A 20302-nucleotide genomic window follows, 5' to 3' on the forward strand; every position below is an offset into this window, starting at 1 on the left:
GCCTGGCGAATCCGGGCGAACCTTACGGGAGGGGATGATGCGATCAGTCAGCGCGACATACAGTGCAGTCAGGAGCGTGTCCAGATCGGTGTTCACGTTGACTCCCCGGCCAAAGGGTTCCTCGTCAACACCGATGCTGGACACGCTCCCTGCCGTCGTCAGCCGAACCGGCTACACGCCAGCCCCACGCCACCAACCCACATCACTCATCTAGTCCTGCGGCACCCTCGGCACACCGAGTGCGGCGAACAGTTCCCTGGTCGCTGTTCAGGTCATGGCGTTGTGGAGGTAGGCCATCGCAGCCAACTTCACGTACCGGTCGTCGAGCGTGCTGTGGTGACGATGCAAACTGAGAAGATTGTCATATACCTGGGCGGCCGGACGTAGTTTGTACCTTTGGTGCTTTGAGGCCGTCCGGATGCCGGCCGGCCAACACCACGTCGATCGGGTATCGCAGAATACCGATATAGAGGCGGCCGATTTCCGCCAGCGGCGGACGCCGGTCCCGCCGCTTCACCGCGAGTGCCCAGAGCGGGAGTCGAACCCGCAACGCCATAAAGGCCGCGAGGTTTAAGCTCGCTGTGTCTGCCTGTTCCACCATCTGGGCCCGAAGCGATCACCCGGGATGATCCTTCGGGCTTCAGCGTAGCGAGAACTCCGCGAATGCGTGATCGAGTTCCAGCGCTGGTCCGCTGAAGGTCCTGTTCGGGCGCAGGTCGCAAGGGGCGCTGCGCGCAGCGGGGAGAGGACTTTCACCGGACTTCCGGTTCGCGTTCCAGCGGTGTTCGTGTGGCTCGGGGCAGGGTTCGGCGGGTGCGGGGGCATTCAGGGGACTCCGGGTTCGCGGCGCGGGCCGCCGCGGGGCGGAGCGATGTCGCGCGACGTGTTTTCGCGCGCAGTTACAGAGCCCGCGGCTCCCGCCGGGGGCTCTGTGGGTTCTCCGGTGGGGGGCTTTTATCCGAACGCGCGCGCTGCGCGCTTCAGGTCCATCTCGTGGACGATCGCGTTGGCGTAGCCACGCGGGAGGTCGTGCTCGGCACGGAGCCAGCTGACGCGCTCCTCGAAGCGGGGGAGGGACGGGCCTTCGTTGACCAGCTGGAACCAGGTGTCCAGGCTGCGGCCGGTGGCTGCGGGGATGCGGGCGAGCAGGTTGCGATGGGTCTGTTCGGAGTGGTGGATCGTCATACGGGCGCCTCCGCGAATGGACTGGGCATACGGTCCGTGTGCGCCAGCGTGCCTGAGGGTCGGGCGACTGGCAAGAGGAACGGGACCTGGCGATTCCGTCGCCAGGTGAATCCGGGCGGTCGGTGACGTGCCGCGACGTTCCCGCGGCATTCGCCACCCGTATCCTTCCCGGATGACTTCCAGCACCAAACCGGGGGAACACAGTGCGGACAAAGATGCTTCGCCGGCGGAGGTCCTGGCGGAGGAACTGACCCGGCTCGCCGAGGGCTACCGTCGGCTGCCGCATTCGAAGTTCTCGCTCCGGTTGGAGCCCTACGGCGACCGCGCGCAGGCCGGCCACTGGCTTGCCGCGCAGGTCACCATGGTCGCGCAGGGGATAGAGCGCTGGGACAGTCCGCAGCCGCCGCGCTGGCGGGACCTGCCGACGCTGGGGGTGTTCGCGTTGGGCGACCAGATCGCGGTCGTCGGCAACGACCTGGTGGCCGCCTACCGGGCGCTGAAGGACCCGCGCGAGACCCTCATCTGGACGCCCGGCGACGGACGCGTCCCGGCGGAGAAAGCGATGGCGGCCGTGCTGGGAAGCACGACCGCCTTGCGCAGAGCCCTCTGAACTAGCTCAGCCGCTCCAGGATCAGCGCCATGCCCTGGCCGCCGCCGACGCACATCGTCTCCAGCCCGAACTGCTTGTCGTGCCACTGCAGGGAGTTGATCAGGGTGCTGGTGATCCGCGCGCCGGTCATCCCGAAGGGGTGGCCCACGGCGATCGCGCCGCCGTTCACGTTCAGCCGGTCCAGGTCGATGCCCAGGTCCTGGTAGGACGGGATGACCTGGGCGGCGAACGCCTCGTTGATCTCGACCAGGTCGATGTCGCCGATCGACATCCCGGCGTGCTTCAGCGCGTTCCGCGTGGCCTCGACCGGGCCGATGCCCATGATCTCCGGGGACATCGCGGTGACGCCGGTGGCCACGATCCGGGCCAGCGGGGTCAGGCCGAGCTCGCGAGCCTTGGTGTCGGACATGATCACCACGGCCGCGGCGCCGTCGTTCAGCGGGCAGCAGTTGCCGGCGGTGACGGTGCCGTCGGGGCGGAAGACCGGCGCCAGCGTCGAGGTCTTCTCGTAGGTGACGCCGGGGCGCGGGCCGTCGTCCTTGCTGACCACGGTGCCGTCCGGCAGCGTGGCCGGGGTGATGTCCTTCTCCCAGAAGCCGTCGGCGATCGCCTTCTCGGCCAGGTTCTGCGAGCGGACGCCGAACTCGTCCTGCTCCTTGCGCGAGATGCCCTTGAGCTGCGCCAGGTTCTCGGCGGTCTGGCCCATCGCGATGTAGACGTCCGGCAGCGTGTCGTCCTCGCGCGGGTCGTGCCAGACCTGGCCGCCGGCGGCGAACTCGTTGGTGCGGTTCACGGCGTCGGTGAACAGCGGGTTCTGGGTGTCCGGCAGGCCGTCGGAGGAGCCCTTGACGTAGCGCGAGACGGTCTCGACGCCGGCGGAGATGAAGACGTCGCCCTCGCCGGCCTTGATGGCGTGGAAGGCCATGCGCGTGGTCTGCAGCGAGGACGCGCAGTAGCGGGTGATGGTCGCGGCCGGGAGGTGGTCGTAGCCCAGCAGCGTGGCCACGACGCGGCCCATGTTGTAGCCGGACTCGCCGCCCGGCAGGCCGCAGCCCAGGTACATGTCGTCGATCTCGCGGGGGTCCAGCGCGGGCACCTTGTCCAGCGCGGCCCGCACCATCTGCGCGGTGAGGTCGTCGGGCCGGATGGAGGTCATCGAGCCCTTGAAGGCGCGGCCGATCGGGGAACGCGCGGTGGAGACGATCACTGCCTCGGGCATAAAGGTCACTCCTTGCGAAGGGGTCCGGGTCGCCTGCCGGCTTCAGGGCCGCGCGGTCGGCGCCGCGATGGGGTTCAGGGCCAGCGTAGTTCGCCAAGCTACCGCTTGGTAATGCCGGGTGTGGGAGAACACACCGGGGAGAACGCCACGCTTGCCCACACTGAGCACAGTAGGCCGCCGCCGGGCTTTCCACCCACATTCCACCCCCGGTTGGAAGCGTCGGACGGCCGGGAGGCGGGAAGATCGGGGCATGGCAGCGCTGAACGTGAACATGATGGACCGCAAGGCCTACTTCTGGGGCATCCAGGCGCTGCGCACCGGCGGTCTGGTGGCGCTGAGCCTGACCCTGTTCGGGATCAACCCCAAGCCGGGGCTGCACGGGCACGGGCTGGCCATCACGATCACCCTGGCCGTGGTGGCGGTGGCCTGGATCGGGATGATCACCTTCGACATCCGCAAGTGGCCGCTGCAGTACCCGCTGGCGCTGCTGTCGGTCAGCGGCGGCCTGCTCTCGATCCTGCAGCAGGGTCCGGCGATCGTCGTCCCGGCGGTAGCCGCCTTCTCCGCGGGCTCGAACCTGGAGCCGCAGATCTCGACCGCGATCACGGTGGCCGGGGCGCTCTCGCTGACCGTGTCCGCGCTCATCATCGGCGGATCGACGACCGCGGTGCTGGGCTTCACCGTCATCCTGGGCACCGCCCTGGCCATGGGCATGATCCGCTACGCCATCGCCCAGCGCGCGAACCAGGCGGAACAGTTGCTGGAGCAGTCGCTCCGGGCGTCGGCGGCCGAGACCGAGGCGGCGGTCCTGAGCGAGCGCACCCGCATCGCCCGCGAGATCCACGACATCCTGGCGCACTCGCTCGGTGCGCTGGCGATGCAGGTCGAGGCCGCACAGGCGCTGCTGACGCAGGAGAACCCGGACATCGAGAAGGCCGTCCGCTGCGTGGAGCGCGCCGGCCAGCTGACGCGCGAGGGCCTGGTCGAGAGCCGCCGCGCGGTCCACGCGCTGCGCGAGGACATCGGCCCGCTGTCGGAGATGATCGGCACGATGGTCGAGGCCGACGGCGGCACGATGACCACGGTCGGCGAACCCCGCAAGCTCCCGGCGGACGCCTCGCTCGCGCTGTACCGCACGGCGCAGGAGGCGGTGACGAACGCGCGCAAGCACGCCCCGGGCAAGGCCACGGAGGTGCACCTGCGCTACGACCCGGACGCGGTCCGGCTGACGGTGACCAACGAGCTCGCCGAGGCCGACGCCGCGCGCCCGCTGACGAACTCCGGCGGCGGCTTCGGGCTCAGCGGGTTGAGGGAGCGGATGGAGCTGGCCGGCGGGAGCCTGGACGCGGGGCGGGAGGGGGACGACTGGCTGGTGCGGGCGGTCGTGCCGGACTGAGGGGTGGTGGGTGGTGGGTGGCGGCTGGCTCCGCAGACGCGCAGCGATCGCGGCGGCCGACTCGGGGCCGAACGCAAGCACCGCAACGGCTGACCTACGTGCAGAGCCGGGGCTGCGGCCGGTCCGTACAGAGCCGGGGCTGCGGCCGGTCCGTGCCGAGACCCGAGCGCGAGCACTCTCCCCGCCCGATGAGCCCGACCGCGCGCCGCGCGGCCATCTGCGGGACAATCCCACGGTGACCGAGATCCGTGTACTCATCGCCGACGACCAAGCCGCGGTCCGCGAAGGGCTCGCATTGCTGCTGGAGACCATGTCCGAGGTGAGCGTGGTCGGGCAGGCCGGCGACGGGCTGGAGGCGGCGGCGCTGGCCGCGGAGCTGGCTCCCGACGTGGTGCTGATGGATCTCAACATGCCGCGCGCCGACGGCATCGCGGCGACCTCGACGATCCTCGCGGCGAACCCGGACATCCGCGTCGTCGTCCTCACCACCTACGAGGACGACGCCTCCATCGTCGGCGCCCTCCGGGCCGGCGCGCTCGGCTACCTCACCAAGGCCGCCACGCGGGCCGACATCGAGCGTGCGGTGAAGGCGGCGGCGGCCGGGCAGGCGATTCTCGATCCGGCCGTACAGCGGCAGTTGCTCGCGGCCGCGACCGGCGGCGCCACGAACACCGCTGCCGCAGCCGCCACCAACGGCGCCGCCAAATCCCCCGGCGCGGACCCCGAAACCGCCGACGACCTCAGCCCCCGCGAGGCCGACGTCCTCCGCCTCATCGCCGCCGGACACTCCAACCGCGAGATCGCGAAGAAGCTCTTCGTCGGCGAGGCGACCGTGAAGTCGCACATCAACCGCATCTTCACCAAGACCGGCTGCCGCGACCGCGCGCAGGCCGTCCAGTACGCCTTCACCCACGGCTACGCCGACCCCGGCACCAAATAAGTCCAGTAAAAGCAGGCCTCAGCCGCGAGGCCACACCGCCAACGCCAACTCCGCCGTCTGCGAGAGCTCTGATTCGCTCGCGCCATCCCGCGCGCGCTGCGACATCCCCTGGAACACGGCGGCGTAATACGCGGCCAGCGCATCGGCGTCCGCCGACGCCGGCAGCTCCCCGTCACGCTGCCCCGCGCGCAACCGGTCGGCCATCATCGCGATGTTCCGGTTCCGCTGATCCCGCAGCATCTCCTGCACCTCGACGTTCGCCGGTGAGACGTTCGTGGCGGCGTTGATCGTCATGCACCCGGCCGGATGCACCGGGTCCGGGAACACCCGAGCCGCCTCGCGCAACATCCGCGCTACAGCGCCGAAGGCCGTCGCCTCCTCGGCGAAGGCCACGTTCACGAACGCGCCGTAGGGCGACTCCCCATACGCGACCAACGCCTCCCGGAACAACGCCGGCTTGTCCCCGAACGCCGCGTAGAGGCTCCCGGAGCGGATGCCCATCGCCTCTGTCAGGTCGCTGATGGACGTCGCCTCGTACCCCCGCTCCCAGAACAGGCGCGTCGCAGCGGTCACGGCGGCCTCGCGATCGAAACCGCGCGGCCGACCGCGACGGGAACCGGCGGAAGAAGTACTCACCGAACCATTGTAGAACGACCGACCAAAAATTGTGCTAGCGTGCCGCGCAACGACTTCTTGGTCAGTCACTCAAGAAAGGGGAGACCATGTCCTTGCAGGGAAAGCACGCCCTGGTCACCGGCGGCAGCCGCGGCATCGGCCGGGCGATCGCCGAGCGCCTGGCGCACGACGGCGCCACCGTCGTCCTCACCTACGCCCGCGACCACGCAGCGGCCGAGGACACCGTGGCCGGCATCGAGAAGAAGGGCGGGAAGGCGATGGCCCTGCACGCCCCCTTCGGCAGCCACGGCGACGCCGACCGGCTCTGGCAGGCCTACGACGCGGCGACCGGCCACGCCGGCGTCGACATCGTCGTCAACAACGCCGGCATCGGCCGCAGCTCCGACATCGACGCCCTGACCGAGGACGAGTTCGACGAAGTCTTCGCGGTCAACGTCCGCGCCCCGCTGTTCGTCGTCCGCGGCGCGCTGCCCCGGCTGCGCGACCACGGCCGCGTCGTCAACATCTCCAGCGGCGTCAGCCGCATCGCGATGCCCGAGATCCTCGCCTACAGCGCGACCAAGGGGGCCCTGGACAACCTCACCCTCAACCTCGCCAAACTCCTGGGCCCGCGCGGGATCACGGTGAATTCGGTCGCGCCGGGCATCGTCGACACCGATGTCAATGCCGGCTGGCTGCGAGGCAACGCCGAAGCCGAACAGTGGGCCGCGCAAGCCTCGGCGTTCGGCCGGATCGGGCAGCCGGACGACATCGCCGCGGTGGTGGCGTTCCTGGCCGGGGAGGACAGCCGCTGGGTCACCGGCCGGGTGGTCGACGCGACGGGCGGCTCAATGCTCTGATCCGGCGAGGCGGGCTAAGAGAGGCTAAGAGAGACTAAGAGAGAGTCCTTATATATAGGACACGCCTCCAGGCGCGCCTCAGGACCAACCGCCCCCGCTCACGCCTTCAAATAAGCCAGCACCGCCAACACCCGCCGGTTGTCGTCCGAGGACTCCGGCAACCCCAGCTTCATGAAGATGTTGGAGGTGTGCTTGGCGATCGCCCGCTCGGTGATCACCAGCCGCTCGGCGATCGCCGCGTTCGAGCGCCCCTCGGCCATCAGCGAGAGCACTTCGCGCTCCCGGTCGGTCAGCTCCGCCAGCGGCTCCTTGCGGGCGCCGCGGGCCAGCAGCTTGGAGATCACCTCGGGGTCCATCACGGTGCCGCCGGCCGCAACCCGCTTCACCGCGTCGACAAAGCTGTCGGAGTCGAACACTCGGTCCTTGAGCAGGTAGCCGATCGCGCCGGCGCCGTCGGCCAGCAGTTCTCCCGCGTACAGCTGCTCGACGTACTGCGAGAGCACCAACACCGGCAGGCCCGGCACGGCCCGCCGGGCCTCCAGCACCGCGCGCAGTCCCTCGTCGGTGAACGTCGGCGGCATGCGCACGTCCACCACCGCCACGTCGGGGCGCTGGGTCACCAGCGCCTCGACGAGTGCGGGGCCGTCGCCGACGGCCGCCGCGATCTCGAACCCGTACGCCTCCAGCAGGCGGATCATGCCGTCCCGGAGGAGGAAGAGGTCTTCGGCGAGGACGACGCGCACGGCAGCTCCATGGTCACTACGGTCGGTCCGCCCTGCGGGCTGCTCAGGGCGAGGATCCCGTCGAAGGTAGCAAGCCGGCGCTCGATCCCGTGCAGTCCGCTGCCGCGGGCGGCGTCGGCGCCGCCGATCCCGTCGTCGCTGACCGTGATCTTCAGCAGGCCGGACGCCACCCGCATGTCGATCCACACGTGCGAGGCGTGCGCGTGCTTGGCCACGTTGGTCAGGGCCTCGCTGATCGCGAAGTACGCCGCCGACTCCAGCGGGGCGTCCAGCCGGCCGGGGACCTCGGCGTGCACCTCGACGTCCAGCGGCGAGTCCAGGGCCGTGGCCCGCACCGCGTCGACCAGGCCGCGGTCGGCGAGCACCGGCGGGTGGATGCCGCGGACCAGGTCGCGCAGCTCGGACAGGGCCTTGGCCGAGGAGTCGCGGGCCTCCAGCAGCAGCTTCTGCGCCGCCTCGGGGTCGCGCTCCAGCAGCTGCGAGGCCGCGTTGAGGTGCATGCCCATGGCGACCAGCCGGGCCTGCGCGCCGTCGTGCAGGTCGCGCTCGATCCGGCGCAGCTCGGCGGCCTGGGTGTCGACCGCGTCGGCCCGGGTCTGGGTCAGGTGCTGCATCCGCGCCTCGACCTGCGCCGGCGTCGGGGCCAGCAGGACGCGGGACCAGCGGGCGTGCCACTCCAGCATCTTCGGCGCGATGGCCACGCCCAGGGCGATCTCCAGGACCCCGAGCGCCGCCGGGGCCCAGCGCAGGCCCTCGTTGCCGTGGTGCACGTGGATGAAGCCGAACCAGTCGTTGAAGCCGTGCTGGACGAACACGTTCCAGAGGGCGCTGATGACGAAGCCGTACAGGCCCTCGGCCACCAGGGCGATCGGGAGCACGGCCAGGAGCGCCCCGACGACCGGGTCGGTCATCGCCCACGCGGCGTCCCGCCAGAACGCGGGGTCGGTCCCGTGGAACTTGACCTTCTCCCAGTAGCCGGAGAACCCGGTGCCGAACTCCGGGGCGGCCCGGTAAGGCTCGGGGATCTCGATCCCCCGCCAGGCCCGCACCTTCCTGCGGCGCATGTCGGCCAGCCAGCGCAGGTAGACCGCGACCGGAGGGATCAGGAGCAGGCCGAGCCCGATGCCGGCCAGACCGGCCACCAGCGCCAGCGCGACGTAGCCGAGCAGCATCGGGACCAGCATCACGAAGAACCAGAACCCGCCCTCCAGGACGGCGCTCCATCGCTTGTTGGTGGTGTTCGTCATGTCCTCAAGTCTCGGGTTCGGGCCACGGCGGGGCGAGGGGCTTACACACCCAGTGTGGGGTGTACCTACCTACACCTCCAGGAGGGGTACTACAGCCCGTGACCGCCGGTGCCCCGCCCGGCGAGGCTGTGGGGCATGTGGACGACCATCGTTTCCGGCATCGCCCTCGCCGCCTCAGCGCTGTCCGGCTCCGTCGCGCACGCCGCAGCCGCCAACGCCGCCAACGCCGCCCCGGACCTCTCGGGCGTCGGTCCGCTCATAGACCAGACCGTCACCGCGCAGCTCGCGAAGGACAAGATTCCCGGCGCGGCCGTGGTCGTGGTGGCCGGCGGGCAGACCGTGTTCGCGCAAGGCTACGGCGTCGCCGACACCGCCACCAACGCTCCGGTCGACCCGGTGCGCACCGAGTTCTTCACCGGCTCGGTCGCCAAAGTCTTCACCGCCACCGCCGTCGCGCAGCTGGTCCAGCAGGGCAAGCTCGATCCGGACGCGGACGTGAACACGTACCTGAAGGACTTCAAGATCCCGGACACGTTCCCGGGCCACCCGGTGACCGTGCAGAACCTGATGACCCACACCGCCGGCTTCGACGCGGACCCGTTCGGCGTGGCCGTGAGCGACCCGAAGAAGGTGCCGCCGCTCGGGCAGTTCCTCCAGGACTCCAGGCCCGCGCGGGTACGTCCGCCCGGCACGCTCGCCGCGTACGACAACTACGGCGTCGCCCTGGCCGGCTACCTGGTCCAGACCGTCTCCGGCGAGCCGTTCGCGCAGTACGTCCAGGACCACGTGTTCCAGCCGCTGCAGATGGACGCCTCGACCTTCCAGCAGCCGCATCCGGCGGGCTACGACGCGAACCTGGCGAAGGGCTACCGGCCGGAGGGCGGAGGCTGGGTCGCCGAGGACGGCCAGTACGGCGGCTGGTCCCCGACCGGCGCGGGCACCGCCGCCACCGCGACCGACATGGGCAAGTTCATGATGGCGCAGCTGGCGAAGGACCCGCGGCTGGGCAACGGGGTCGCGGACCTGATGCAGCAGCGGCACTTCACGATGGACCCGCGGCTGCCCGGCATGGCGTACCTCTTCGAGGAACGGCCGCGGGACGGCCAGCGGATCCTGTTCAAGGACGGCGACGTCCCCGGGTTCCACAGCGACATGGCGCTGTTGCCGGACAAGGACATCGGCATATACGTGGTCTACAACGGTGACGGCACCGACCGGATCGCGCAGTGGGATGGCAAAGCCCTGATCAACCAGATCGTCGACACGGCCTTTCCGCATAGCACGGGCTTCCCCAATACCACCAGCGCCCCGACCGCCGCCAAGGACCCGAAACTCGGCAGCTACGCCGGGACCTACCGCAGCGACCAGGTGAGCCGGGAAGACGTCACCCGGGTCGCGGGGCTGGTGTCCTCGGTGACGGTGTCGGCCAACGGCGACGGCACCATCACCACCAACGGCCTGTCGCAGAACCCGAAGATCGGCGACCAGCGCTGGATCCCGCTCGGCAGCGGAGAATTCGCCGAGCAGGGCGGCCAGGACCGGCTGGTGTTCGACGGCCACGGCCACCTCGCGACGTCCATCGATCCCACCGACGCCTACTACAAACTGGACTGGTACAACTCCCCCGCGCTGCACCTGCCGATGCTCTACGGCGGCGCCGGGATCCTCGCGGCCGCTTTCCTCGGCTTCCCGATCCTCGCGCTGGTACGGCGCGTGCGGCAGCGGCCGACGCACTCCCGGTGGGCCCGGGGCGCGCGGATGCTCGCCTGGGTCGCCGGCGGGCTGGCGACGTTGTTCGTCGCCGGGTTCGTGACGGTGACCGGGGACAGCGACGCCTTCTACGAACAACTCATCCTCGGGTCCTCGACGCTGACCCTGCTGCTGGTGGTGAACGCGCTGCTGACCCTGTGCACCGTCGGGCTGATCGCCGGGAGCGCCGCGGCCTGGAAGCTGGGCTGGTGGCGGCCGGCCGGGCGGATCGCGTACTCGCTGACCGCGCTCGGCGCCGTGTCCTTCCTGGCCGTGGCGTTCACGTACAACCTGGTCTGGCCGTAGCCGCGACGATCAGAACCCTGCGATCGCGGATCAGACCTCGAAGAAGGTCAGGTCCAGCTCCGCCAGCCGCTCCGGATCGGCCAGGATGTTGATCTCCTTGATCCGGCCGTCCACCACGGTGAAGCCCATGACCGCAGCCGGCTTGCCGTCCACGACCGTCACCCGCCCCGGGGCTCCGTTGACGAGCGCCGGGCGGGCGTGGGCCGCGAAGCGGGCGAACATCAGCGCCTGCCTGGCCACCGCCTCGGCGCCGCGAAGCAGCTTGAGGCCCGCCGGGAGGCTGCCGTAGTCGGCACGCAGCACGACGTCCGGGTCCAGCACCGCGACCAGCGCGGCGAAGTCGCCGCCCCGGGAGGCCGCGGAGAAGGCCCGGACGACCTCTTTCTGCCGGCTCAGGTCCGGGTCCGGCACCGCGTCGGCACCCTGGACCCGGCGCCGGGCGCGGCTGGCCAGCTGGCGCGCGGCGGCCGGGCTCTTGTCGACGATGACCGCGATCTCCTCGAAGGGGACGGCGAACATGTCGTGCAGCACGAACGCCAGGCGCTCGGCCGGTTGCAGCGTCTCCAGGACCACCAGCAGGGCCAGGCCGACGGAGTCGGCGAGCAGCGCCTCGTGCTCGGGGTCCAGGCCGTCCTCCGGCGAGATGATCGGCTCGGGGATGTGGACCGCGTCCAGCGACTCCTCGCGGCTGCGCGCCTTCAGCATGGTGAGGGCGACGCGGGCGACGACCGTGGTGAGCCAGGCGGTCAGGTTGTCGATGGCGTCGGCGCGGGCGCCCTGCTGGCGGCTCAGGCGCAGCCAGGACTCCTGGACGGCGTCGTCGGCCTCGGACAGGGAGCCCAGCATCCGGAAGGCGACGGCCCGCAGATGGCGCCGGTTCTCCTCGAAGCGCTCGGCGAGCCATTCGGTGCTGTCCACTGCCGTCCCCTATCGGTCACACGCCCGCATCGTTTGCGGTCGTTGCTATGACCTCTCGGCAGCGCGGTTTGTGACAGCGCCTGCCAGCACGGCGGCCAGCCGGGCGGTGTCCTCGCCGAGGCCGGCCTGGTCGAAGGGGATCCAGCGGTGGTCGTCGACCTCGTCGAGTTGAAGCTCGACGGTCGCCGTGCCGGGGATCCCGTTGAGGCGGAAGGCGTAGCGGAAGTCGAAGTGCCAGTGCTCTGGTTCGTCCTTGGCCGGGTTGGCCGGGATCCGGTGCGCGTCGATGGCCAGCGGCAGGTCCGGGTCGCCCAGGAGGGTGACGTGCTCGGCGCCGAGGCCGGTCTCCTCCAGCAGCTCACGGCGGGCGGCGGCGGCCAGGCTGGCGTCCTCCGGCTCGGTGTGGCCGCCGGGATTGAGCCAGCGGCCGAGGGACTTGTGCGCGATCTGCAGGAGGCGGCCGTCGGCGTCGACGACGAAGGCGCCGGTGGTGACGTGGCCCGGGAGGGTGCGGCGGTGGGTGAGGTCGGCGCTCGTGGCCAGCGCGTCGGTAACCGGCCGGAGGCGTTCGGCCTGGTCCGGGGACTGCGCGAGGTAGCGTGCGACGAGATCGCGGATCTCGGCGTCGGACACGCGTGCGGGCGGCGGTGCTGGGTACATGCTCGTCATGGTCCCACCGACCGGGTGATCGAAAGCCGTCCGCCGAGCGTTCACCGACCAGATGGCGGACCTGCGCGCCTGCCACACATCGGGCTGCGTACAGTCGGGGGACCCCGGCGGCCGGGGCAAGATCGCCCGGAGTAAAGTGATCATCTCACCCATCCGGCACAAATCGCCCTGGTCGAGATGCGCCGGTCCGCCGCACGTTCCACGCTGGACGCAAGTCCGGCCGGCACCGCCCCGCCCACCGCCACGGGAGATGAGACAACCGCCATGAGCCGCCCCAAGATACTCGTCGTCGGCAGTGGCTTCGCGGGCACCGAGTGCGCGCACAAGCTGGAGAAGAAGCTCTCGCTCGACGACGCCGAGATCCGCCTGGTGTCCGCGGTCAACCACCAGCTGTACCTGCCGCTGCTGCCGCACGTCGCCTCCGGCGTGCTGACCCCGCAGGCGGTCGCGGTCTCGCTGCGCCGGATGCTCAAGACGACGGTCCTGATCCCGGGCGGCGCGATCGGCATCGACACCGAGACCAAGTCGGTGGTGGTGCGCAAGATCGACGGCGAGGAGATCGTCGAGCGCTACGACTACCTGGTGCTCACCCCGGGCAGTGTGACGCGCCAGTTCAACATCCCCGGCGTGGACAAGTACGCGGTCGGCGTGAAGACGCTGGCCGAGGCCGCCTGGATCCGCGACCACGTGATCGCCCAGCTGGACCTGGCGGCGGTGGCCACGACGGACGAGGAGCGCGAGTCCCGGCTGCAGTTCGTGGTGGTCGGCGGCGGCTACGCGGGCACCGAGACGGCGGCATACCTGCAGCGGCTGACCACCGAGGCGGTGAAGCGCTACCCGAACCTGGACGGCAGCCTGGTCAAGTGGCACCTGGTGGACATCGCGCCGAAGCTGATGCCCGAACTCGGCGACAAGCTCGGCGAGAAGGCGCTGAAGATCCTGCGCAAGCGCGGCCTGCACATCTCCCTCGGCGTCTCGGTCGCGGAGTGCACGGAGGACACCGTCACCCTGACCGACGGCCGCGTCCTGCCCTGCCGCACCCTGATCTGGACCGCCGGCGTGGCCCCCAGCCCGCTGATCGCCACCATGGGCGCCCCCACCAACCGCGGCCGCCTGGTGGTCAACGCCGACCTGACGGTCCCGGACCTGCCCGGCGTCTTCGCCCTCGGCGACGCGGCAGCCGTCCCGGACCTGGCCAAGGGCGGCGACGCGATCTGCCCCCCGACCGCCCAGCACGCGATGCGCCAGGGCTGGGCCGCGGCGGAGAACGTGATGGCGGCGGTCCGCGGCTTCCCGCTGAAGGACTACCGCCACAAGGACCTCGGCCTGGTCGTGGACCTCGGCGGCCTCAAGGCGGTCAGCAAGCCGATGGGCATCCCCCTGTCGGGCCTGCCTGCGCAGGTCGTGGCCCGGGGCTACCACATCATGGCGCTCCGCACCTTCGCGGCCCGCTTCCGCACCGCCGCCGGCTGGCTCCTGAACTCCCTGGTCGGCGACGACTTCGTCCGCACCGGCTTCCAGGCCGAGCGCGCGGCGTCGCTGCGCGACTTCGAGTACACGGACGTGTACCTGACGCGCGAGGAGATCCTGCAGCGGACGCGCGGCACGGCGGCGGCGATCGCGGCCGAACCCCAGACGCCTGCTTCGGCGGCCTGAGGGTTCACCGCCGACCCCGCCGCGGGGCATCGTGACCGATTCGTTATCAGCCCTATGACAACCAGTCTTCGCTCAACCCGTCATGTCGATGTGAGCAGAATCCATCACGAAGGGGTTGTCATGGCGCGGATGCGTATCGCTGAGATCATCGCAGTAGCCGCATTGGCCGGGAGCCTTGCCGCGTGCGGCAGCAGCAGCTCGAAGCCGACGGCGGCAGCCGCCACCAGTACGTCGACGAACCAGGCCGCGCCGGTGTCGTCGGCCACGACGGCACCGGGGAACGCCGCCACCAGTACGACGGCAGCGAACGCCGCCACCACGTCGCCGTCCGCCCCGCCGTCCGCCCCGCCGACCACCCAGCCCAGCGCCAGGAGCAGCTCGACCGCATCGAACCCAGGCGGCGTCGCCAACGCGGGTGACCACGTCACGATCGTCGGCACGCTGCAGTACCTCGCGCCCGGCAAGTTCCTCGTCCACCCCGACGATGGCAGCACGGACCAGGGGTTCTACGTCTCGGATGCCACTCGGATCCTGGGCGCGGCCGCGATCTGCGGCGGCCCCGACGGCAATGTGACCATCGGCGGGGACGGCTACGGCACCACGAAGTGCACTGAGGACCAGCTGGAAACCGCCGCGAAGACCGCCAGCGTGAAAGTCCGGGTCACCATGAACCGGAAGACCGGCGACGTGGCGTCGGTCGAGGAGAAGTACCACCCCTGATCCCCGCCCCCTGCGCCGCGCGCCAAACGGCACCGGCTCCGGCACCGGCACCGGCACCGGCAACTGGTGTTGCCGGCTTGAGCCGGTGCCGGCGCGTCGCGGACTACAGAGCGAACGCCACCTGACGCGGCGTCGCTCAGCCCACCGCGATCGCGAACAGGTGCTGCGACGTGGCCCCCGAAGCGACCAGGTTCGGCAGCGTCACCGAAGCCAGCGTCTTCCCCGACGGCAGCGCCACCGTGTACGCCCACACCGAGAACGACCCGCTCGCCGTCGTCGTGCTCCCGTTGTACGCCGACGTGTGCTGGTTCGCGTACGTCGCCGTCGCGACCGCCGTGTCGCCGGCCGCCGGGGTGGTGTCCGTCCAGTCCGACAGCGTCAGCGTGAAGGGCTGCGACGTGCCGTCCGTGAAGTGCAGCGTCCCGCTCTCGTTGACCCCGTGCGTCGTGCTGAAGCCCAGGAAGCCGAGCTTCGTGCCGGTCCCGCCGGCCGGGACCGCGATGGTCTGGCCGCTGGCGATGACATTGTCGGTCGCGTCCAGGGCCTGCGGGTGCCAGGGCCCGAAGTCGACACCCGCCGCCGTGACATCCGCGCCAGCGCTAAGACCAGCGTTGGCCAGCGCCGTCGCCGAGAAGCTCTTGCCGCTCTGCGTCGCCGAGTTCAGGCTTCCCGCCCAACGGTTCGCGTCGGAAGTGACCGCCGTGTCGTTCAACGCCGCCGAGAACGACAGAACACTGTCATCCCCGGATCCGTTGTAAGCGCCCCGGTTCGGGGCGGCGGTGGCGGACACCGCGTTACCGAAGAAGTCCTTGCCGCCGTTGTTCGCCACGACCACGCCGCTGCCCAGCTCCGGTGACGTCGTGTGCAGCTTGATCGCCAGCGTCCCCGCCGCGTCGTTGATCAGCTGCGGATCGGCGGTATGGGCCGCCGAGTCGCCGGACGACGGCGCCGCCACGCCTCCGAAATACGTGTTGGAAGCGAACCGCGCCGAAGAATCCGACGCCCAGGACGCCGTCGGAGCCACGAAGATGTTGTTCTGCCACACCACGTTCCCGCCGAGCGTGTCCGTGATCGGCTTGCCCGGGCAGAAGAACGTGTTGTTGTAGATGTAGTGCGTCCCGCTCCCGGTGCTGGAGTTCGTGAATCGGCAGTCGTCGCGCGAGATGTTGTACCGCAGCACCGCGTTCGTCGTCGTCGCCGACCCGCCGCAGCCGGACAGGCAGTCCAGGTAGAACCCGCCGGCGTTGTTGTACGAGTAGTTGTACTGGTACAGGCACGTCCCGGTGTTGTTCATGTCGCAGTCCCACGCCGTCGCGTCGTTCACCACCCCGGTCTGCGACCCCACGGTGTTGTACTGGAACGTCGGGTTGTTCGAGTGGTACGGCCACATCCCGGCGAAGTTCCCGGCCGTGAACGGGTACGCCCCGAGCCCCAGGTCCGTCGCCGTGTTGTACTCCACCAGCGGCGCGTCGCTGTCGTGCACCACGATCCCGTCGCCGCCGGCGTCGGTGATGGTGTTGTGCCCGATGTAGACGCCGGTGCTCATCGCCGAGGTCTCGCCCTCGACCTTGATCCCGCCGCCCCCGGTGTCGTGCACGTCGTTGTTCGTCACGGACACGCCGTTGAACACCCCGGACCCGGTCGCCACCCGCACGGCTATGCCGCCCGAGTACGAGAACCACGACGCGTTCGTCCCGGTCTTGTCGCCCCAGCCGGCCACGTTCGCGACCTCGTTGCCGGTGATGGAGATCCCGGCCTGGTTCGCCGAACCCGCGACCTCGACCAGGATCCCCTCGTGTTGCGCGCGGGTGGACGAGGAGTTCTGCACCTTCAGACCACTGATGGTCCAGTAACTCTGGTCGACCAGGTGCACCGTGGCCTCGGTCGCGCCGCCGCCCTCGATCACCGGCGCGGCGCCGGAACCGTAGGCGTTGATGGTGATCGGCGAGCCAGAGGCGCCGGAGCCCTGCGGGGTCAGCGTGCCGTCACACGTCGTCCCGGCCTTGAAGGACAGCGTGTCGCCGGCGCCGAAGACGTGTCCGTCAGGATCCGTGAGGGCGTTCCACGGCGATCCCGCAGACCCGTCGCCGTCGGAGGCGGCCGAGCAGTCCACGTAGTAGACGGTCCCGGCCGCGTGTGCGGTCGGGACGGTCACGGCCAGCAGGCCGACGGCGCCGAGGGCCATCGCCCCCAGCGCCGAGAGCGAAGCGCGCAGTTGCGCTTTCACAGGTACGTACCTCCAGTGGGATGGTGGTGCGTGAATAGGGGACTTACTTCCCCGCTCCGAGAGTCAGGCCCTCGGTGATCCGGCGCCCGAGCCACGCATAAAGCGCGAGCATGGGCAGCACCGCGATGGACACCCCGGCGAACATCACGCCGAAGTCCTCGCCGGTGAACTGCTGCTGTGTCAGGAAGTTGACCAACGCCAGCGGCAGCGTGAAGTTGTCGTTGGTCTGCAGGAACATCAGCGCCAGGAACGTCTCGTTCCAACACGCGATCGCGACCAGCGTCAGCGCCGTCATCAGCCCGCCGCGCGCCAGCGGCAGCATGATCCGCCAGAACGTCATCCCCGGCCCCACGCCGTCCAGCGCCGCCGCCTCCTCCAGCTCGCCCGGGAGCGAGGCGAAGAACGACATCAGCAGGTAGACCGTGAACGGCAGGTTCACCACGATGTAGAGCACGATCAGCCCGGCCAGGTTGTCGATCAGGTGCATCTTGGCCATGATCGAGTACAGCGGCAGCACGATGATCTGCATCGGGATGCCGAGCCCCAGCACGAAGTACATGCTCACGCCGCCGGAGATCCGGTTCTGGTTCCGGCCCAGCACGTACGCCGCAGGCGAGGCCAACAGCACCGTCCCGGCCGCGGCCACCACGACCACCACCACCGAGTTCACGAACGCCGGCCCGAAGCCGCCGTCGTGCCAGGCCTTGCTCCAGTTGGAGAACTTCAGCTCGGTCGGCAGCCGGAACGGGTGGTTCAGCACGTTGTAGCTGGACTTGAGCGAGCTGAGCAGGATGAACAGGAACGTGAACGCACAGAAGGCGACGAACACCCAGATCAGCGCGGCGCCCGGGAGCCGGGCCCAGGGCACCCGGCGGCGGCCGGCGGGGGCCGCCGCCGGGTTCTTCGGGTCCCGCTCCGCGCTCTCGGCACGGGACCCGGTCGTTGCGGTGCTCATGGTCGTCCCGCCCTCCCTCACAGTTCGAGCCGGTCGCGGCTGGTGGCCCGGCGCAGCACCACGACCACGAGCACGACCGCCACCAGCGTGACGACCGCGCCGGCGCAGGCCCGGCCGAAGTCGTAGATCGGGGAGGTGCCGCCGATGGTCTCGCCGTAGACGTACATCGCCGACGTCCACTGGTTGGTGGTCGGCAGGTTCCCCTGCGAGCCGGAGAAGGCGAGGATGAACTCGAAGATCTTCACCGTGCCGATGGTCCACAGCACCGCCGCGGTCCCCACCACGTCCCAGGACATCGGCAGCGTGATGTGCCGGAAGCGCTGCCAGGAGTTGGTCCCGGCGAGCTTGGCCTCTTCGTAGTAGTACGGCGGGATCCGGTCCACGCCGGCCATCAGGATCGTCACGTAGTACCCGGTGTTGATCCAGACGATGGCGAGCAGGATCGCGTTGAACTGCCACTGCGGCTTGAGCCAGTCCACCGGGCCCACGCCGAAGGAGTGCAGGCCCTTGTTCAGCATGCCGTCGTGGTTCAGCAGGAAGTCCCAGAACGCGGCCAGCGCCACGCCGGAGACGATGTGCGGCAGGAAGATGAAGCCCTGGATGAACTTGCGGCCCTTCATCTCCCGCAGCATCAGCATGAAGGCGAAGCTCAGGACGAACAGGAAGACGCCGCACCCGAACAGCAGCTTCATGGTGTTGAAGAAGGCGTCCTTGAACGCCGGGTCGTGCGTCAGGTGGTCGTAGTTCAGCGTGCCCTTCCACCGCGGGTTCGAGAACCCGTCCCAGCTGGTGAAGCTCGCGTAGAACGAGTACACGGTCGGCACCATGAACAGCACCGTGTACAGGATCAGCGCGGGCGCCAGGAACGGCCCGAAGACGCGCCGGCGGCGCCGGGCCAGGGGCGAGCCCTGGACCCGGCCCCGCCGGACACCGACGGTGGCGCTGGTCACGACGCGGACTTCCAGTAGTCGATCGTGCCCTGCTTGCCGTTGGCGACGAACTTCGCGGCGTTGTCCTGGCCGGTGACCAGCCGGATCATCTCCGGGTTCAGCATCTTGTTGGTCCAGTCCGCGTAGTCCACGGACAGGTGCGCCTGGTCGGCGTAGACGGTGCCGGTCAGCGCCTTGCTCATGGAGGCCAGCTGGGCCGGCGGGTCGATGTCGGTGCGCGGGGTCAGGTTCAGCGCCTGCGTCGAGATGCCGGACAGCTCCTCCTTCTTCATGAAGAAGGCGATGAACTTCTCGGCGGCGTCGGAGTGCTTGGCGGTCTTGGGGACCGCGAACCCGAAGAAGTTGATGCCGGTGTCGGTGTTGCCCGAGTCCAGCGCCGGCAGCTGGATGCTGTCGAACTTGAAGCCGGCGGTGGCGTTCGGCGCGGCCTCCGAGGGCACCCAGGTGCCGGACAGGTAGAAGGCGGCCTGGCCCTTGGCCCAGTCACCCTCTTCGTCGATGCTCTTGCTGGACTCGTAGCCCTTGAGGAAGTCGCCCTTGTCCCGCAGGTCCTGGACCAGCTGCGCGGCCTTGAGCACCTTCGGGTCGTCCCAGGCGGCGCCGGTCTTGTCGCTGGCCAGCTTCTTCAGGCCGTCGGTGCCGAGTTCGCGCTGAAGGGTCAGCAGCACCCAGTACTTGTCGTCGCCGGGGACCGCGACCGGCGTCATGCCCATGCCCTTGGCCTTGGCGAACAGGGCCAGCAGGTCGTCCCAGGTCTTCGGCGGGTTCGCGGCCAGGTCGGGGAACTTGGAGGCGTCGAACCACAGGCCCTCGGAGGAGACCTCGTAGGGGGCGATGAACGGCTTTCCGTTCTTGTCGTTGAGGAACGGCTTGTAGCTGTCCGGGATGATCTGCCCGATGGTCTGCGACTCGCCGGTGACCGGCGTGCTGTACAGCGTGCTCAGGTCGGCGGTCGCGTCCTTGGCGACCAGCGCGCCGAGCGCGTTGACCGACTGGTCGACCAGGTCCGCCGCGGAGCCGGTGCGCAGGGTCGGGGTGAGCTTGGTGATGACGTCGCGGCCCTGCCACTGGATGTTCACCTTGATGCCGGTGGCGGCGGTGAAGTCGTCGGCGGCCTTCTTGATCACCTTGGCCTGCGGCTCGTTCTGCTGCCACATCGACCAGTAGGTGAACGAGGTGCTGCCCGAGGCCTGGCCGCCGGAGGACGTACCGGGCTTGCTGGAGCTGCCGCAGGCCGACAGGCTCGCGGCCGAGACGGCCACCGCGGCGGCTATGACGCCGGCTCGGTGGACGTTCTTACTGGTACGCATATCGGGTCTCGCTCTCTGGTGAGGGTG

Annotated in this window: 18 protein-coding genes and 1 tRNA gene; 7 read left to right on the forward strand and 12 right to left on the reverse strand. The window is 69.9% G+C overall.

Annotated features, from left to right (window positions below; genetic code table 11):
• Positions 1 to 523: 523 nt before the first annotated feature.
• Positions 524 to 607: transfer RNA gene (locus ABH920_RS30810), tRNA-Leu, on the reverse strand.
• A gap of 347 nt (positions 608 to 954) precedes the next feature.
• The gene (locus tag ABH920_RS30815) at positions 955 to 1185 is read right to left on the reverse strand and encodes a DUF4287 domain-containing protein (protein ID WP_012784872.1); all 231 of its coding nucleotides are present in this window, start codon (positions 1183 to 1185) and stop codon (positions 955 to 957) included.
• A 172-nt stretch (positions 1186 to 1357) separates the two neighbouring features.
• Here ABH920_RS30815 and ABH920_RS30820 point away from each other — a divergent pair, with 172 nt between their 5' ends.
• Complete coding sequence (locus tag ABH920_RS30820; RefSeq protein WP_370352704.1) at positions 1358 to 1795, forward strand: hypothetical protein; 438 nt, start codon at positions 1358 to 1360, stop codon at positions 1793 to 1795.
• Position 1796: 1 nt separating this feature from the next.
• Here ABH920_RS30820 and ABH920_RS30825 read toward each other — a convergent pair whose 3' ends face one another.
• Positions 1797 to 3014, reverse strand: coding sequence for an acetyl-CoA C-acetyltransferase (locus tag ABH920_RS30825; RefSeq protein WP_370352705.1), 1218 nt, complete (start codon positions 3012 to 3014; stop codon positions 1797 to 1799).
• 250 nt (positions 3015 to 3264) lie between these two features.
• Here ABH920_RS30825 and ABH920_RS30830 point away from each other — a divergent pair, with 250 nt between their 5' ends.
• Both ABH920_RS30830 and ABH920_RS30835 read left to right on the forward strand, forming a co-directional pair.
• Entirely contained in the window at positions 3265 to 4410 is a 1146-nt protein-coding gene (locus ABH920_RS30830; protein ID WP_370352706.1) for a sensor histidine kinase, read from the forward strand.
• A gap of 235 nt (positions 4411 to 4645) precedes the next feature.
• Positions 4646 to 5350 (forward strand): response regulator, encoded by a 705-nt coding sequence (locus ABH920_RS30835; protein WP_370352707.1) that lies wholly within the window; start codon positions 4646 to 4648, stop codon positions 5348 to 5350.
• An 18-nt stretch (positions 5351 to 5368) separates the two neighbouring features.
• Here the strand turns inward: ABH920_RS30835 and ABH920_RS30840 are convergent, their stop codons facing one another.
• A complete protein-coding gene (locus ABH920_RS30840) occupies positions 5369 to 5986 on the reverse strand; it encodes a TetR/AcrR family transcriptional regulator (RefSeq protein ID WP_370352708.1) in 618 nt (205 codons plus the stop codon).
• A gap of 86 nt (positions 5987 to 6072) precedes the next feature.
• Between ABH920_RS30840 and ABH920_RS30845 the strand changes: the two genes are divergently transcribed.
• The gene (locus ABH920_RS30845; protein WP_370352709.1) at positions 6073 to 6825 is read left to right on the forward strand and encodes an SDR family oxidoreductase; all 753 of its coding nucleotides are present in this window, start codon (positions 6073 to 6075) and stop codon (positions 6823 to 6825) included.
• A 98-nt stretch (positions 6826 to 6923) separates the two neighbouring features.
• Here ABH920_RS30845 and ABH920_RS30850 read toward each other — a convergent pair whose 3' ends face one another.
• Complete coding sequence (locus ABH920_RS30850) at positions 6924 to 7568, reverse strand: LuxR C-terminal-related transcriptional regulator (RefSeq protein WP_370352710.1); 645 nt, start codon at positions 7566 to 7568, stop codon at positions 6924 to 6926.
• On the reverse strand, positions 7520 to 8815 hold the full coding sequence (locus ABH920_RS30855; protein ID WP_370352711.1) for a sensor domain-containing protein: 1296 nt from the start codon (positions 8813 to 8815) through the stop codon (positions 7520 to 7522). The genes ABH920_RS30850 and ABH920_RS30855 overlap by 49 nt, the downstream gene beginning before the upstream one ends.
• Positions 8816 to 8950: 135 nt before the next feature.
• Between ABH920_RS30855 and ABH920_RS30860 the strand changes: the two genes are divergently transcribed.
• Positions 8951 to 10870, forward strand: coding sequence for a serine hydrolase domain-containing protein (locus ABH920_RS30860; RefSeq protein ID WP_370352712.1), 1920 nt, complete (start codon positions 8951 to 8953; stop codon positions 10868 to 10870).
• Positions 10871 to 10900: 30 nt separating this feature from the next.
• On the opposite strand, the gene ABH920_RS30865 is transcribed toward ABH920_RS30860, so the two are convergent.
• Positions 10901 to 11788 carry a sigma-70 family RNA polymerase sigma factor gene (locus tag ABH920_RS30865; protein WP_370352713.1) on the reverse strand — a complete coding sequence of 296 codons (888 nt, stop codon included), beginning with the start codon at positions 11786 to 11788 and terminating at the stop codon, positions 10901 to 10903.
• Positions 11789 to 11833: 45 nt separating this feature from the next.
• A complete protein-coding gene (locus ABH920_RS30870; protein WP_370352714.1) occupies positions 11834 to 12448 on the reverse strand; it encodes an NUDIX hydrolase in 615 nt (204 codons plus the stop codon).
• A gap of 273 nt (positions 12449 to 12721) precedes the next feature.
• Between ABH920_RS30870 and ABH920_RS30875 the strand changes: the two genes are divergently transcribed.
• Both ABH920_RS30875 and ABH920_RS30880 read left to right on the forward strand, forming a co-directional pair.
• Entirely contained in the window at positions 12722 to 14113 is a 1392-nt protein-coding gene (locus ABH920_RS30875) for an NAD(P)/FAD-dependent oxidoreductase (protein ID WP_370352715.1), read from the forward strand.
• 129 nt (positions 14114 to 14242) lie between these two features.
• A complete protein-coding gene (locus tag ABH920_RS30880; protein ID WP_370352716.1) occupies positions 14243 to 14833 on the forward strand; it encodes a hypothetical protein in 591 nt (196 codons plus the stop codon).
• A gap of 136 nt (positions 14834 to 14969) precedes the next feature.
• Here the strand turns inward: ABH920_RS30880 and ABH920_RS30885 are convergent, their stop codons facing one another.
• Genes ABH920_RS30885 through ABH920_RS30900 form a run of 4 tightly spaced genes read right to left on the reverse strand, consistent with a single transcriptional unit; the run spans position 14970 to position 20275 of the window.
• On the reverse strand, positions 14970 to 17060 hold the full coding sequence (locus ABH920_RS30885; RefSeq protein ID WP_370352717.1) for a hypothetical protein: 2091 nt from the start codon (positions 17058 to 17060) through the stop codon (positions 14970 to 14972).
• 43 nt (positions 17061 to 17103) lie between these two features.
• Positions 17104 to 18015: a carbohydrate ABC transporter permease gene (locus ABH920_RS30890; RefSeq protein WP_370352718.1), complete on the reverse strand. Its 912-nt coding sequence runs from the start codon at positions 18013 to 18015 to the stop codon at positions 17104 to 17106.
• A gap of 17 nt (positions 18016 to 18032) precedes the next feature.
• Complete coding sequence (locus ABH920_RS30895) at positions 18033 to 18965, reverse strand: carbohydrate ABC transporter permease (RefSeq protein ID WP_370352719.1); 933 nt, start codon at positions 18963 to 18965, stop codon at positions 18033 to 18035.
• On the reverse strand, positions 18962 to 20275 hold the full coding sequence (locus ABH920_RS30900; protein WP_370352720.1) for an ABC transporter substrate-binding protein: 1314 nt from the start codon (positions 20273 to 20275) through the stop codon (positions 18962 to 18964). Before ABH920_RS30900 ends, ABH920_RS30895 begins: the two co-directional genes overlap by 4 nt.
• Between the last annotated feature and the right edge of the window lie 27 nt (positions 20276 to 20302).

This window comes from Catenulispora sp. EB89 (assembly GCF_041261445.1).
Classification (GTDB): Bacteria; Actinomycetota; Actinomycetes; order Streptomycetales; family Catenulisporaceae; genus Catenulispora.